We start from the raw sequence: 12,950 nt of genomic DNA on the forward strand, positions 1-12,950 counted from the left end.
CAGCGCGAGAGATAGAGGCGATAGGAAGGGATGGCTGTGACAGCCCCGCATCTTCCGGTCCGCTCGACTCACGCAGAACCCGTCGATGCAGGCGCTTTTCGTCAAAGCCTGAGCCACTATGGAGGCACCGTGAACGCATTGCAAGGTATCGAAGGGCAACTGGAATGGCAGTCACTGAGCGCTCGCGCTCTGGCGCCTGGGGAAATTCGCATCAAGGTCGCGGCCGCAGGTCTCAACCGCGCCGACCTGTTGCAGCTGGCGGGCAACTACCCGCCGCCGCCCGGTGCGCCGGCCACCCTGGGTCTCGAATGCGCCGGGGTGGTCAGCGAAACCATGGCGGATTCGCGCTGGCAGGTGGGCGATCGGGTCTGCGCCCTGCTGGCCGGGGGTGGCATGGCCAGCGAGGTAGTGGTTGACGGTCGCCAGGCGGCGTCCGTACCGGAAGGTCTGTCCTTGATCGAGGCGGCGGCACTGCCCGAAGTCTGGGCGACCGCCTGGAGCAATCTGTTCGATCTGGCCGCGCTGCAGCCGGGCGAGAAGGTGCTGTTGCACGCCGGCGCCAGCGGCGTTGGTTCGGCCGCCATCCAGCTGTGCAAGGCCTTCGGCAATCCCTGCTGGGTCAGTGTCGGCTCGCAGGATCGTCTGGCCCACTGCGAGCGTCTTGGCGCCGAGGGCGGGGTGCTGCGCAAGACCGATCTGGAGGGGCTGCGTGATTTCGCGCCCTTCCACGTCATCCTCGATCCGGTCGGGGCCAACTATGCATCGCTCAACCTGGATCTGCTGGGCCAGGATGGGCGCTGGGTGCTGATCGGCCTCATGGGCGGTCGCCAGGCCGAAATGGATCTGGGCAAGGTGCTCGGCAAGCGCATCCGCATCATCGGCTCGACCCTGCGCAACCGCTCGGTCGAATTCAAGGCCAAGACCATGAGATCGCTGGAAGCCAAGGTCTGGCCGTTGTTCGCCGAAGGCAAGCTGAACGTCAACCTGGAACGTCGCTTCACCGCCCAGAACGCCGAAGCCGCCTTTGCCGCCCTGGAAAGCAACGAGGTGAACGGCAAGGTGGTGCTGGTGCTGGACGAAGGGTTGGAGTGATGCCCAGCTAGGGTGATCGCGGCCATGGCGGCCTGCTGCTCCTAAGGAAGCCTCGTCTCCCTTAGGAGCGGCACATGGCCGCGATATCTCGTAGCGTGGAAAACCGCGTCGGGTTCTCCACTATGCCTTCGGCGCGCCAGACTCGTGGATAAGGCTGCGCCGTTATCCACCCTACGGAATTTAAGCCCTGTAGGAGCGGACCATGGCCGCGATATCTCGTAGCGTGGAAAACCGCGTCGCATTTTCCACTATGCATTCGGCACGCCGGATTCGTGGATAAGGCTGCGCTGTTATCCACCCTACGAAATCCAAGCCCTTGTAGGAGCGGCCCATGGCCGCGATATCTCGTAGCCTGGAAAACCGGGCCGCATTTTCCACTATGCCTTCGGCGCGCCAGACTCGTGGATAAGGCGGCGCCGTTATCCACCCTACGAGATTTACGCCTTTGTAGTAGCGGCCCATGGCCGCGATATCTCGTAGCGTGGAAAACCGCGCCGCGTTTTCCACTATGTCTTCGGCACGCCGGATTCGTGGATAAGGCTGCGCCGTTATCCACCCTACCCGTTAGACCTACCGCCAGCTAAGGATCGGCCAGCCGGCCTGTTCGGCTCTTTCGCGCAACACCGGATCCGGATTCACCACATGCGGTTTGCCGACCGCTTCGAGCAGCGGCAGGTCGTTGCGCGAGTCGGAATAGAAGCTGGCATTGGTCAGCAGACTGCGGTTACCGTCCAGGGCTTCCAGCAGGCGTGTCAGCTTGCCTTCACGGTAGGTCATGACGCCTTCCACCTGGCCGCTGTAGACGCCATGGCTGACCTGCAAGTCGATGGCCAGTACCTCTTCCACCCCCAGCCGCTCGGCGATGGGCTCCACCAGATGCACTCCGGAAGCCGAGACGATCATCACCCGGTCGCCGGCAGCGCGGTGCGCGGCGATGCACTTCATGGCATCGCTGAAGATCAGGGGTTCGATGACGTCCTCGACCCAGGGCCCGACCTCGAAATCCACTTCCTCGGGCGTACGGCCTACCAAGGGTTCGAGGTGGAAGGCCATGTATTCCTCCATGGCCAGTTCGCCTTGGGCGTAGGCGGTCATCAGCTCGGTGTCGCGTCGTACGAAGGACTCGCGGTCGACCCAGCCGAGCACGCCCATCTGCTGGCTCCAAAGACTGGAGCAGTCACCATCGATAAGGGTTTCGTCGAGATCGAAAATCGCCAGGGTCATGCCACTTCTCTCAGGCTGTCGGATTCGACGGTCAGGGTGACGGCTGTACCGTTCGGCTGCAAGGCCGTCGGACCGTGGTTGAGCACATCGACATTGAGTTCGCAGGCTTCGGTGGCGACCCGGTAGCGGATCACGTTGCCCAGCAGGCTGTGGCCGACGATACGTCCGGCAAAGCCACCGGGGATGCCCAGGCGAATGGCCTCGGGACGAATGGCGACCTGTCCCTGGAAGGTCTGACCGAACAGCCGGCTGGCCTGATCGGCACTGAGCAGGTTGTAGTTGCCAATGAAGCCGGCGGCGAAGGCATCCACCGGTGCGGTGTAGAGCGTCTCGGCATCGCCGCTCTGGACGATGCGCCCCTCGCGCATCAGCACGATGCGATCGGACAGGGTGAGGGCCTCTTCCTGGTCATGGGTGACGAACACCGTGGTCAGCCCCAGCTCCTGCTGAATGGCGCGGATCTGCTCGCGCAGGTGGCGGCGGATACGCGCATCCAGCGCCGAGAGCGGTTCGTCCAGGAGCAGCAGGCGCGGTCGCACGATCAGCGAGCGTGCCAGCGCCACACGTTGGCATTGCCCACCGGAAAGCTGGTGCGGATAACGCGCGGCGAAGCCTTCCAGTTCCACCAGCGTCAGCGCCTCCAGGACCCGCTCGCGAACTTCGTCGCGCGCCAGCCGTTGCATGCGCAGGCCGAAGGCGACGTTCTGCTCCACGGTCATGTTGGGGAACAGGGCGTAGCTCTGGAACACCATGGCGATGCCGCGACGTTGCGGTGGCAGCTTGGTGATGTCCTGGCCAGCCAGCACGATGGCACCGCGGTCGACCTCGGTAAGACCGGCCAGGCAGCGCAGCAGGGTGGACTTGCCGCAGCCGGAGGGTCCGAGGAGGGTGACGAGTTCGCCCTGTTCGGCGTGGAACTCGATGTCGGTGAACAGGGTGTTGGCGCCGTAGCGCTTGTGCAGTCCCTTGACCGCGAGATAGCTCATGTCCGCTCCCGATTCAGGCGATTGGCGATCCAGGTCATCAGCAGCACCGCGAAGAAGTAGGAGATGACCAGGGCGCTGGTGAGGTGGCCGCTGCCGTTGCGCAGGTTGTAGAGGTAGATCTGCAACGTCTCGTAGCGCGTCCCCACCAGCAGGTTGGCGAAGACGAATTCACCGATGAGAAAGGAGAAGGACAGGAACAGCGCCACCATCAGTCCGGTGCGCAGATTGGGCAGCACCACCAGCAGGGCCGCGCGCCAGGAACTGGCGCCGAGCAGGTGGGCGGCGTCCATCAGGTCTCGCAGGTTGAGCGCCTGGAGGTTGTTGCTGATGGCCCGGTACATGAAGGGAAGGGCAATGGTGAAATAGCAGAACACCAGAATCCAGGGCGTGCCGGTCAGCGGCAGTGGGCCCCCGGCATAGAGTTGCAGCAGCCCCACCGCCGAGACCACCGGAGGTACCGCGAAGGGCAGCAGGATCAGCACGTTCATCAGCGCATCCAGCCGCGGGAAGTGGTAGGCGATGGCGAACATGGCGGGCAGGATCAGCACGCAGGACAGCGCCAGGGCGCCAAAGCAGATTGCGAGGGAGCGGCCGAAGGCGGCGAGAAAGCGCGGATCGCTCCACAGCTGCAGGTACCATTTGAACGTGAAGCCGGCCGGCAGCAGGGTCGCCGACCACTGGGTGGCGAGGGAATAGACCAGCGTCGCGGCCAGGGGCGCGAACAGGATCAGGAACAGCAGCCAGACCACCAGGCGATGATAGAGGCGCTCAGCTCTGGACATGACGACTCCGCCGCAGCAGCCACTGGTGGACGAGGGTGATCAGGGTCATGAAGGCCACCAGCAGCATGGCCAGCGCCGCGGCCAGGTTGGGTTCCAGATAGATATCGCCGGAGACCAGGGCGGCGATGCGCACCGGCACCACGTTGAAGTTGCCGACGGTGAGGGCGTAGACGGTGGCGTAGGCGCCCAGGGCATTGGCCAGCAGGATGATGAAGGTGCCCACCAGCGCCGGACTGAGCACCGGCAGGCCGATGTGCCGCCAGTATTGCCAGGTGCCGGCGCCAAGCAGTGCCGCCGCATCGCGCCAGTCCTGCTTCAGGGCCTCGAAGGCCGGGAACAGCAGCAACACGCCCAGGGGAATCTGGAAGTAGGTGTAGATGAGGATCAGGCCGCCCTTGGTGTAGAGGTTGAAGCTTTCCATTAGCCCCAGTTGCTTGAGTGCCAGGGTCAGGCAGCCGTTGATGCCCAGCAGGATGATGAAGGCGAAGGCCAGCGGTACCCCGGCGAAGTTGCTGGTCATGTTGGTGAAGGCCACCACGAAGCCACGCAGTCGCGAGTCCACGCGGGTCAGCGAATAGGCGCCGAGCAGCGCGATGAGCAGGCCGCAGACGCTGGACCAGAGCGAGATTTCCAGGGAGAAGCGGATGGCCTGCAGGTAGAAGGGCGAGCTAAGAATCTCGCCGTAGTTGCCCAGGCCCCAGCCGCTTTCGCTGGAGTTGAAGCTGTTGAAGGCGATCCAGGCCAGGGGCGCCAGTTGGAAGGCGCCGAACACCAGCAGGAACGGCAGAATCAACAGCAGGGCGAGCCAGGGCCGCTTCATGCCAGCAGCTCCCGGCACAATGGCTTGTCGTGAGCCAGGCCCAGCAAGCTGCACACCGTTCCGCAGATCTCCACCTGCCGCGGCGTGGCCTCGCCCAGGGAGAAGCCTTCGCCGAACACGAACAGCGGAACCTCGCGTTCTTCCGGTAGCGTCCCGCCATGGCTACGGTCGTCGTTCATGCCGTGATCGGCAGTCACCAGCACCTGGTAGCCAGCATCGAGCCAGGCAGGCAGATAGTGTGACAACAGGCCATCGGCGCGGCGCGCGGCATTGCGGTATTCGGGGCTGGAGAGACCGTGCTTGTGGCCCGCGTCGTCGATGTTCATCGGATGCACCAGCAGGATGTCCGGGGCATGGGCGAGGCGCAGGTGCTCGGCGTCGTCGAACAGGTGGGAATCCGGGTAGTGGTCGGCGTAGTAGAAGTGGCCGTACTGGATCGGCAGGCTGCTGTCGCTGACGTGCCTGTCCCGGCCCGGCTCGAAGGGGCTGCGATTGTAGAGTTCGCTGACCCAGTGGTAAGCCGCCGCCGCGGTGGTGAGACCGGCAGCCTGCGCCAGATGGAACAGGCTGGTCTCTGTCGAAAGCCGACTGACCCCGTTGTGGACGATGCCGCTGCTCACCGGTGGCACCCCGGTGAGCAGGCATTCGTAGAGCGGCCGGGAAAGCGAAGGCAACTCGCACTCCAGGCGGTAGAGGTAACCCCGGCCGGCCAGGCACAGCGCCTGAAGGAAGCCGAGTCCGTGTTCGGCGACCCTCAGGGCGAGTCCGTCCAGCACGACTAGGATGACCTTCATGATGTCACTGCTGCATGTTGATCAGGACGTGTTCCTGCCAGAGCCGTGGCAGGCGCTTGGAAGTCTCTTCCCAGGCCTTGGCGTCGGTGATGGGGCGCGCCTTGGCGTATTGCGCCTGGGGCAGCAGCTTGGCCTGGACGTCCGCCGGCAAGGTCAGGTGCTCGGCGCGGATCGGTCGGGCATAGCCCTCGGCCAGGTTGATCTGGCCCGCGTCGGAGAAGATGTACTCACGGGCCAGCTTGGCGGCATTGGGGTGCTTGGCGTACTTGTTGATGATGGTGGTGTAGCCGGAGGTCACCGAGCCGTCGGAAGGGATCAGCACCTCGAAGCGCGAGCGGTCGATCTGGTCCCGGTAGTTCAGGGCATTGAAGTCCCAGACCACGCCCACCTCTACCTCGCCTTTCTCGATGTTGGCCACCACCGGGTTGGTGAAGGACAGGCGGCCCTGCTTGGCCAGCTTGGCGAAGAAATCCAGCGCCGGCTTGATGTTCTTTTCGTCGCCGCCGTTGGCGTAGGCTGCGGCCAGCACGCCGCTCACCGCCTGGGAGGCGGCACTTACGTCACCGATGGTGACCTTGTAGTTGCCCTTGAGCAGGTCAGCCCAGGAGTGAGGCACGTCCTTGACGGTCTGCTTGTTGACGATGAAGGCGATGGTGCCGGTGTAGGCCAGCGCCCAGTGCCCGTCGCTGTCCTTGGCCCAGCTCGGCACCTGGTCCCAGGTGCTCGGCTTGTAGGGCTGGGTAACGCCCTTCTGCACGGCGATGGGGCCGAAGGAAGCACCAACGTCACCGATGTCGGCGGAGGCGTTCTCGCCTTCGGCGGCGAACTTGGCGATTTCCTGGGCGGAGCTCATGTCGGTGTCCTGATGCTTGAGCCCGTACTTTTGCGCAAGATCCTGCCAGGTCCCTTTCCAGTTCGCCCAGGTATCGGGCATGCCGACGCTGTTCACCTCGCCTTCCTTGCGGGCAGCGGCTTCGAGAGTTTTGAGATCGGCGGTATCGGCGAAGGCGGTACCGGCCTGTACCGCAACGGCTGTGGCCAACAAGGAAGCAAGCAGACGGGTCATACGGGCGCTCCAGGTGTTAGGGCTTGGTCTAGGTCAGCAAGACACAGGCCAATCTAGGACCCCGGTATGACGATTTGATGGCAATACGCCTTGTTCCGGCGCTGGCACAGGGGCTGCAGTCGTCACCAAGCGGTCATGTGGCCGTCTTAGTCTCCTGGCAAACCCTAGTCGAGGCGCTCCGGGTGCACCAATCCGAAACTGGTCTAGTCCAAAAAAGCGCGCCCGGTGCGGGCGCCATCCGCCGGGCGCTGCAGGAGCAGATCGCCCATGGCTTGCTGCCGGCCATGGAGCGGTTGCCGTCCGAGCGCCAGCTGAGCGAACTCTTCGCCACCACCCGCATCACCCTGCGCGAGGCCTTGCTACAGCTGGAAGCCCTGGGCCTGATCTACCGCGAGGAGCGCCGTGGCTGGTTCGTCGCGCCGCCGCGCCTGGCCTATAACCCCCTGGCGCGCACTCATTTTCACGCCATGGTCGAAGCCCAGGGTCGCCGACCGGCTACGGAAGTATTAGCGGCGCGACAGCTGCTGGCGTCCGCGGAGGTCTGTCGCCTGCTGGAGTTGCCGGCGCTGTCCAGCGTCTATCAGATCCGGCGGGTAAGGCGCATCGATGGCCGGCTGGTGCTCTATGTCGAGCACTACCTCAATGCCGCCTATTTCCCGGGCTTGCTGGAGCACGATCTGCGGCGCTCCCTCACCGAGCTGTACCGCGATCGCTATGACATCCGCTACGGCGAGGTGCGTTTCGAGATCCTGCCCACGGCGCTGCTGCCGGAGGCCGCCCAGGCCCTGCGGGTGGCCCAGGGCAGTCCGGCACTGCACATCACCCGCATCAACCATGACCAGCAGGGAAGGCTGATCGACTGCGACCTGGAATTCTGGCGTCACGACGCCATCCAGGTCAGGGTCGAGGTGCCTTCAGGCGGAGGTTCTGCTCTATTAGCTCGATAAGGATATGAAGGACTTTGATGTGCAGCTCCTGCACGCGATCGGCGAATTTGCCGCCGGGTGTACAGATAGTGATGTCTGCAATGGCCTCCAGTGGGGAGTCGCGACGGCCCGTGAGAGTTACTACCGCTATCCCTAAATCACGGGCGACTTTAGCCGCACGCAGGACGTTAGGACTACTGCCGCTGGTGCTTAGCGCGATCAGCACGTCCCCTGAGCGTCCGTGAGCCTCCAGATAGCGCGAGAAAACCTGTTCATAGCCGTAGTCATTGGCAACGCAGGTGATATGACTAGCGTCTGAAATGGCCATAGCGGCGATGGCCGGGCGATCCCCGCGAAAGCGGCCCGTCAGCTCCTCAGCGAAATGCATGGCATCGCACATCGACCCGCCATTGCCGCAGGAAAATGCCTTGCCGCCGTTGGCGAAGCTCGCTCCTAGTAGCGTTCCCGCTGCCGAAATTTTCTCTAGAGTGGACTGGTCGTTGAGCAAAGCGTCAAGCGCATCCCTTGCCTCGGTTAGGCTATGCCGGACTGTCTCTAGCATGGCAGTTCGCTGCTCGCATAGAAGGCCGTCAGCACCTTGATCAGGTAACCCAGGTCGCGGCTGCCGGCGAGTTCACGGATGGAGTGCATGGCGAAGGTGGGCAGGCCGATGTCCACGGTGCGCACCCCCAGCTGGCCGGCGGTGATGGGGCCGATGGTGGAGCCGCAACCCATGTCGCTGCGCACCACGAAGCTCTGCACCGGTACCTCTTCGCGCTGGCAGAGGTCGCGGAAGAAGGCGGCGGTTTCGCTGCTGGTGGCGTAGCGCTGGTTGGCATTCACCTTGATCACCGGGCCGGCGTTCAGTCGCGGGCCGTGGTTGCCATCGTGCTTGTCGGCATAGTTGGGGTGTACGCCATGGGCATTGTCGGCCGAGATCAGCAGGGAGCGCTGCAGGGTACGCGTGAAGGCGTCTCCTGCGGGCAATAGGCGTTGCAGTACCTGCTCCAGGAAGGGACCGTCGGCGCCGCAACAGGAGGTGGAACCTACTTCCTCGTGATCGGTGCAGACCAGCACGGCATTCTCGTCACCTTCGCTCGCCAGCAGGGCCTCGAGGCCGGCATGGCACGATAGAAGGTTGTCCAGGCGGGCTGCCGCGATGAAGTCGTCGTCCAGGCCGATGAGGGCGGCAGGTTGAACGTCATAGAAGCTCAGCTCGAAATCCAGCACCTCGGCATCATCAATGCCGTGCTCCTGCTTCAAGCGAGCGGCTAGCAGGGCGCGGAAGTCACGGCGTTCGCCGGCAGGGACCTGCGCCAGGATCGGCGGCAGTTCGTTCTGGGCGTTGATGGCCCAGCCCTGGTTGGCCTCGCGGTTGAGGTGGATGGCCAGGTTGGGAATGATCGCCAGCGGCTTGCGGAAATCAACCAGTCGACTTCGGACCCGGCCCCCGGTGCGGAAGGTCACCCGTCCGGCCAGCGACAGGTCGCGGTCGAACCAGGGCGCCATGAGCATGCCGCCATAGACCTCGACTCCCAGTTGCCAGAAGCCCTGCCGCTGCAACTCCGGCTGCGGCTTGACCTTGAGACAGGGGCTGTCGGTATGGGCGCCAACCAGGCGCAGACCGCGCTCCAGCGGCTGGCTGCCCAGGCGCACGGCGATCAGGGAGGAGTCGTTGCGGGTGACGTAGTAGCGTCCACCCGGTTGCACGGACCAGCTTTCGCGCTCGTCCAGGCGCTTATAGCCGGCCGCTTCGAGGCGGCTGGCGAGGCTGGCGGTAGCATGGAAGGGGGTAGGAGAGCTGGCGAGAAAATCGATGAGGCCTTGGATCTGATCGGTACGCATGGACGACTCCGGACGACAAGGCGTCCAGTCTAGGTTCTGGACCCGGGGGAGTCGAGCGCAGCGCCCAGGCGCCGAGAGCAGGTCGCTCAGCGTCGCCGCAGGACCAGATGGTGAATGTGCCAGTGCTTGGGCCGCCCGATTGGGGTGTGGCCGTCCTCTTCCTCTTCAAGCTGCAGGAGGACCTCCCAGCCGTGCAGCAGCTGCTGCAGTTCGGCGGCCTTTACGACCGTCACGCCCTTGCTGGCCCAGCTGTCCCGTTCACCGAACAGTTGACCGCAGAAGAGACCGCCCGGGCGCACCGCGGCGCTGATCCGTGCCCAGAGGTCAGGGAAGCGCGCCGGTTCGCAAAAGGGCAGGGCGAAGCTGGCATTGATGAGGTCGCCGCGTGGGAGCTCGACGGTTTCGAGTTGCGCCTGCCGGGTTTCCAGACGTGCCTGCCACGAATCCGATATTCGCTGCCGCAGTAGGCCCAGGGCTTCGGCCTCGGCATCCACGGCGTGCACCTGCCAGCCTTGTTCCAGCAGGACGAAGGTATCGCGGCCGGTGCCGCAGCCCAGGTCCAGTGCGATCCCGGGTGGGGCGGTCCAGCTGGCCAGCGCCTGCAACAGGGTCTCGCGCGGACCGCCGTTGGCGGTGGCAGTGTAATAGGACGTCCAGGGGGACATGGGGCGCTCCTCAGGTGAGCGCCCAGTATGCCAGTGACAGCGGGTGTCAGAAGGGGGCAGGACTGGTGAAGCTCATGCGCTCGCCCGAGACGGGATGGGTCAGTGCCAGCAGGCTGGCGTGCAGGCAAAGGCGCGGTTGGGCGGAAAGGGCATCGCCCTGGGCATAGAGCTGATCGCCCAGCAGTGGGTGCCCGATGCTCAGCATATGGACCCGCAGCTGATGCGACCGCCCAGTGATAGGGGTGAGCTCCACCCGGCTGTAATGACCGTGGCGCTCCAGCACCTGCCAGAAGGTCAGGGCGTGACGTCCCAGTTCATGATCCACCACGTGGCGCGGCTTGGTCGGCGGGTCGTAGCGCAGCGGTAATTCGATGCGGCCGCTGTTGGCGTCCGGCTCGCCCCAGCACAGGGCGGTGTAGGCTTTTTCCGTCTCGCGATCATGGAACTGCCGCGACAGTTCGCGATGACTGTCGGCATCCCGCGCCAGCACGATGACACCGGAGGTTTCCCAGTCCAGGCGGTGGACGATGCGCGCCTCGGGATAGCCATTTTCCTGCAGACGGGTCACCAGGCAGTCGCGGTTGTCTTCGGCGCGACCAGGGACCGACAGCAGCAGAGTGGGCTTGTCGACCACCAGCAGGGCGTCGTCCTGGTGAATGATGCGGATGTTGGAGAGAGGCATGGGATTCCTAGAGGCCTGGCTTCGAATCCTGCGTCCGCTTGGCAGATGCCAGGAATTCGACATGGCTTAAACGCCAACGGCGGCCCTGGGGCCGCCGCTGTCCTGCCTGATTCGCGTTAGCGGTCGGGCAGGGTGATGTTGAGTTCGAGGATGGAGCAGCTGCCCTGGTTTTCCAGCTCTACCTGGATCTGGTCCTGCTCGATGGGAACGTACTTGCGGATCACTTCCAGCAGGTCCTTCTGCAACTGCGGCAGATAGTCCGGCTGCTCGTGGCGACCACGCTCGTGGGCCACGATGATCTGTAGCCGTTCCTTGGCTATCGAAGCGCTGTTCTGCTTCTTCCGGTCGCGAAAGAAGTCGAAGATGTTCATTCGGCACCACCCCCGAACAGACGTTGCAGGAAGCCTTTCTTCTTCACGTCGAGGAAGCGATAGGCCACTTCCTTGCCGAGCAGTCGCTCCACGGTATCACTGTAAGCCTGACCGGCGTCGCTCTGTTCGTCGAGAATCACCGGAATGCCCTGGTTCGAGGCCTTGAGCACCGCCTGGGATTCGGGGATCACGCCGAGCAGGCGAATGGACAGGATCTCTTCCACGTCCTCGACGCCAAGCATCTCGCCCTTGGTGACTCGCTCGGGGTTGTAGCGGGTCAGCAGCAGGTGCTCCTTGATGGCTTCCTCGCCCTTTTCGGCGCGGCGCGATTTGCTGGCCAGCAGGCCGAGCATGCGGTCGGAGTCACGCACCGAGGAGACCTCGGGGTTGGTGACCACGATGGCCTCGTCGGCGAAGTACATCGCCAGGTGGGCACCCTTCTCGATCCCGGCGGGGGAGTCGCAGACGATGAAGTCGAAGGTCTGCTTGAGTTCGTTGATCACGCGCTCGACGCCGTCCTGGGTCAGGGCGTCCTTGTCGCGGGTCTGGCTGGCAGCCAGCACGAACAGGTTTTCGAGACGCTTGTCCTTGATCAGGGCCTGGCTCAGGGTGGCTTCGTTGTTGATCACGTTGACGAAGTCATATACCACCCGGCGCTCGCAACCCATGATCAGGTCGAGGTTACGCAGGCCAACGTCGAAGTCGACGATGACGGTCTTGTGGCCGCGCAGAGCGAGACCGGTACCGATGGCAGCGCTGCTGGTGGTCTTGCCGACGCCGCCCTTGCCGGAGGTGACTACGAGTACTTTGGCCAAACTGATTCACCTTGATCGAAAGTAATAACTGAAGCGACTCGGTGCCCTCGGTGACGAGATTGCAGGCAGTGTCGCGCTTCGTATTGCCCTTGGCGGTTTAGGCGCCAATTGCGAAAAATTCGCGAAATTATCCGTTAAAGGCGGGTGATGTTCAACACATCTCCCACCAAAGCGACCTGTACCGGATTGCCCCATTGCGGATGGCGTCGCAGGTCTTCGGCGACCTTGTACTGGCCGGCGATGGACAGCAGTTCCGCGGTCAGCTGCTGGCAGAAAATCCGCGCTTTTGTATCACCTTTGACGCCAGCCAGGGCACGGCCACGCATGGGGCCGTAGACGTGGATGTTGCCGTCGGCGAGCAATTCCGCGCCGGGGCTGACCGGCGCCAGCACCACCAGATCGCCGGCCGGGGCATAGAGCTGCACCCCGCCGCGCACCGGCGCGGTGATGATCTTGGTCGGATTGATCGCCGGGGCGGGCGGTACGACAGGTTCGGCTGGCTTGACCGGCTCGCGGTCACGCGGATCGACCTGGCGCTCACGACCGCCGGAGCTGGGCGGCAGGATCGGCAGGTCGTAGTCGTTGGCGGCGGCCAGGTCCCCGCTGCGGCTGGCACGCAGGGCCAGGGTGCGCAGGCCATGGCGGCGGCAAAGGTCGAGGAGGGCGCCCAGGTCGAGCGGACCGGCATCGTCGGCGAGCTTGTCCAGGCCGAGCACCAGCGGTGTTTCCTGGAAGAAATTGGGTGCCTGAGCGACTTTCTGGGCCAGTTGCCGGTCCAGGCGCCCCAGGTCGTTGCGGAGAAGCTCCAGCACGGTCACGGCGAGCATGTTGCCCTTGAGCTGGAAGACGGAGTCGCTTTCGGAAGGATCGGCTGCGGTCATA

General features: G+C 64.2%; 15 protein-coding genes. 2 read left to right on the top strand and 13 right to left on the bottom strand.

The window, feature by feature from the left end; all coding sequences use genetic code 11:
• Window positions 1–129: 129 nt before the first annotated feature.
• Window positions 130–1,092, top strand: coding sequence for an NAD(P)H-quinone oxidoreductase (locus ACUCV0_RS03975; RefSeq protein ID WP_482212054.1), 963 nt, complete (start codon window positions 130–132; stop codon window positions 1,090–1,092).
• Between the two features lie 570 nt (window positions 1,093–1,662).
• Here ACUCV0_RS03975 and ACUCV0_RS03980 read toward each other — a convergent pair.
• The 6 genes from ACUCV0_RS03980 to ACUCV0_RS04005 are packed head-to-tail and all read right to left on the bottom strand — an operon-like array spanning window position 1,663 to window position 6,764.
• On the bottom strand, window positions 1,663–2,316 hold the full coding sequence (locus ACUCV0_RS03980; protein ID WP_482212055.1) for an HAD family hydrolase: 654 nt from the start codon (window positions 2,314–2,316) through the stop codon (window positions 1,663–1,665).
• On the bottom strand, window positions 2,313–3,302 hold the full coding sequence (locus tag ACUCV0_RS03985) for an ABC transporter ATP-binding protein (protein ID WP_482212056.1): 990 nt from the start codon (window positions 3,300–3,302) through the stop codon (window positions 2,313–2,315). Before ACUCV0_RS03985 ends, ACUCV0_RS03980 begins: the two co-directional genes overlap by 4 nt.
• On the bottom strand, window positions 3,299–4,084 hold the full coding sequence (locus ACUCV0_RS03990; RefSeq protein WP_059314502.1) for an ABC transporter permease: 786 nt from the start codon (window positions 4,082–4,084) through the stop codon (window positions 3,299–3,301). Before ACUCV0_RS03990 ends, ACUCV0_RS03985 begins: the two co-directional genes overlap by 4 nt.
• Complete coding sequence (locus ACUCV0_RS03995; protein WP_059314503.1) at window positions 4,071–4,904, bottom strand: ABC transporter permease; 834 nt, start codon at window positions 4,902–4,904, stop codon at window positions 4,071–4,073. The genes ACUCV0_RS03990 and ACUCV0_RS03995 overlap by 14 nt, the downstream gene beginning before the upstream one ends.
• The gene (locus ACUCV0_RS04000; protein ID WP_482212057.1) at window positions 4,901–5,698 is read right to left on the bottom strand and encodes an alkaline phosphatase family protein; all 798 of its coding nucleotides are present in this window, start codon (window positions 5,696–5,698) and stop codon (window positions 4,901–4,903) included. Before ACUCV0_RS04000 ends, ACUCV0_RS03995 begins: the two co-directional genes overlap by 4 nt.
• Before the next feature lie 4 nt (window positions 5,699–5,702).
• Entirely contained in the window at window positions 5,703–6,764 is a 1,062-nt protein-coding gene (locus ACUCV0_RS04005) for an ABC transporter substrate-binding protein (RefSeq protein WP_313647906.1), read from the bottom strand.
• 182 nt (window positions 6,765–6,946) lie between these two features.
• On the opposite strand from ACUCV0_RS04005, the gene ACUCV0_RS04010 reads away from it, so the two are divergent.
• The gene (locus tag ACUCV0_RS04010) at window positions 6,947–7,711 is read left to right on the top strand and encodes a UTRA domain-containing protein (RefSeq protein WP_482212058.1); all 765 of its coding nucleotides are present in this window, start codon (window positions 6,947–6,949) and stop codon (window positions 7,709–7,711) included.
• Here the strand turns inward: ACUCV0_RS04010 and ACUCV0_RS04015 are convergent.
• From ACUCV0_RS04015 to minC, 7 genes are all read right to left on the bottom strand, one after another.
• On the bottom strand, window positions 7,662–8,252 hold the full coding sequence (locus ACUCV0_RS04015) for an SIS domain-containing protein (RefSeq protein ID WP_482212059.1): 591 nt from the start codon (window positions 8,250–8,252) through the stop codon (window positions 7,662–7,664). The genes ACUCV0_RS04010 and ACUCV0_RS04015 overlap by 50 nt on opposite strands.
• Window positions 8,246–9,535 carry a M18 family aminopeptidase gene (locus ACUCV0_RS04020; protein WP_482212060.1) on the bottom strand — a complete coding sequence of 430 codons (1,290 nt, stop codon included), beginning with the start codon at window positions 9,533–9,535 and terminating at the stop codon, window positions 8,246–8,248. The genes ACUCV0_RS04015 and ACUCV0_RS04020 overlap by 7 nt, the downstream gene beginning before the upstream one ends.
• A gap of 86 nt (window positions 9,536–9,621) precedes the next feature.
• Window positions 9,622–10,200 carry a class I SAM-dependent methyltransferase gene (locus ACUCV0_RS04025; protein ID WP_059314508.1) on the bottom strand — a complete coding sequence of 193 codons (579 nt, stop codon included), beginning with the start codon at window positions 10,198–10,200 and terminating at the stop codon, window positions 9,622–9,624.
• A gap of 46 nt (window positions 10,201–10,246) precedes the next feature.
• Window positions 10,247–10,945, bottom strand: a complete 699-nt coding sequence (locus tag ACUCV0_RS04030; protein WP_271654589.1) for an RluA family pseudouridine synthase — start codon at window positions 10,943–10,945, stop codon at window positions 10,247–10,249.
• 53 nt (window positions 10,946–10,998) lie between these two features.
• Window positions 10,999–11,253 (bottom strand): cell division topological specificity factor MinE, encoded by a 255-nt coding sequence (gene minE / locus ACUCV0_RS04035; protein WP_017642793.1) that lies wholly within the window; start codon window positions 11,251–11,253, stop codon window positions 10,999–11,001.
• A complete protein-coding gene (gene minD, locus ACUCV0_RS04040) occupies window positions 11,250–12,068 on the bottom strand; it encodes a septum site-determining protein MinD (protein WP_017642794.1) in 819 nt (272 codons plus the stop codon). The genes minE and minD overlap by 4 nt, the downstream gene beginning before the upstream one ends.
• 134 nt (window positions 12,069–12,202) lie before the next feature.
• A complete protein-coding gene (gene minC, locus ACUCV0_RS04045) occupies window positions 12,203–12,949 on the bottom strand; it encodes a septum site-determining protein MinC (protein ID WP_059314510.1) in 747 nt (248 codons plus the stop codon).
• Between the last annotated feature and the right edge of the window lies 1 nt (window position 12,950).

It is taken from the genome of Pseudomonas sp. VMV1, assembly GCF_056790235.1.

Excerpts from the sequence above, each read along its gene's own strand:
- ACUCV0_RS03980 (WP_482212055.1), bottom strand. The coding sequence starts at position 2,316 with ATGACCCTGGCGATTTTCGATCTCGACGAAACCCTTATCGATGGTGAC.
- ACUCV0_RS03985 (WP_482212056.1), bottom strand. The coding sequence starts at position 3,302 with ATGAGCTATCTCGCGGTCAAGGGACTGCACAAGCGCTACGGCGCCAAC.
- ACUCV0_RS03990 (WP_059314502.1), bottom strand. The coding sequence starts at position 4,084 with ATGTCCAGAGCTGAGCGCCTCTATCATCGCCTGGTGGTCTGGCTGCTG.
- ACUCV0_RS03995 (WP_059314503.1), bottom strand. The coding sequence starts at position 4,904 with ATGAAGCGGCCCTGGCTCGCCCTGCTGTTGATTCTGCCGTTCCTGCTG.
- ACUCV0_RS04000 (WP_482212057.1), bottom strand. The coding sequence starts at position 5,698 with ATGAAGGTCATCCTAGTCGTGCTGGACGGACTCGCCCTGAGGGTCGCC.
- ACUCV0_RS04005 (WP_313647906.1), bottom strand. The coding sequence starts at position 6,764 with ATGACCCGTCTGCTTGCTTCCTTGTTGGCCACAGCCGTTGCGGTACAG.
- ACUCV0_RS04015 (WP_482212059.1), bottom strand. The coding sequence starts at position 8,252 with ATGCTAGAGACAGTCCGGCATAGCCTAACCGAGGCAAGGGATGCGCTT.
- ACUCV0_RS04020 (WP_482212060.1), bottom strand. The coding sequence starts at position 9,535 with ATGCGTACCGATCAGATCCAAGGCCTCATCGATTTTCTCGCCAGCTCT.
- ACUCV0_RS04025 (WP_059314508.1), bottom strand. The coding sequence starts at position 10,200 with ATGTCCCCCTGGACGTCCTATTACACTGCCACCGCCAACGGCGGTCCG.
- ACUCV0_RS04030 (WP_271654589.1), bottom strand. The coding sequence starts at position 10,945 with ATGTCGAATTCCTGGCATCTGCCAAGCGGACGCAGGATTCGAAGCCAG.
- minE (WP_017642793.1), bottom strand. The coding sequence starts at position 11,253 with ATGAACATCTTCGACTTCTTTCGCGACCGGAAGAAGCAGAACAGCGCT.
- minC (WP_059314510.1), bottom strand. The coding sequence starts at position 12,949 with ATGACCGCAGCCGATCCTTCCGAAAGCGACTCCGTCTTCCAGCTCAAG.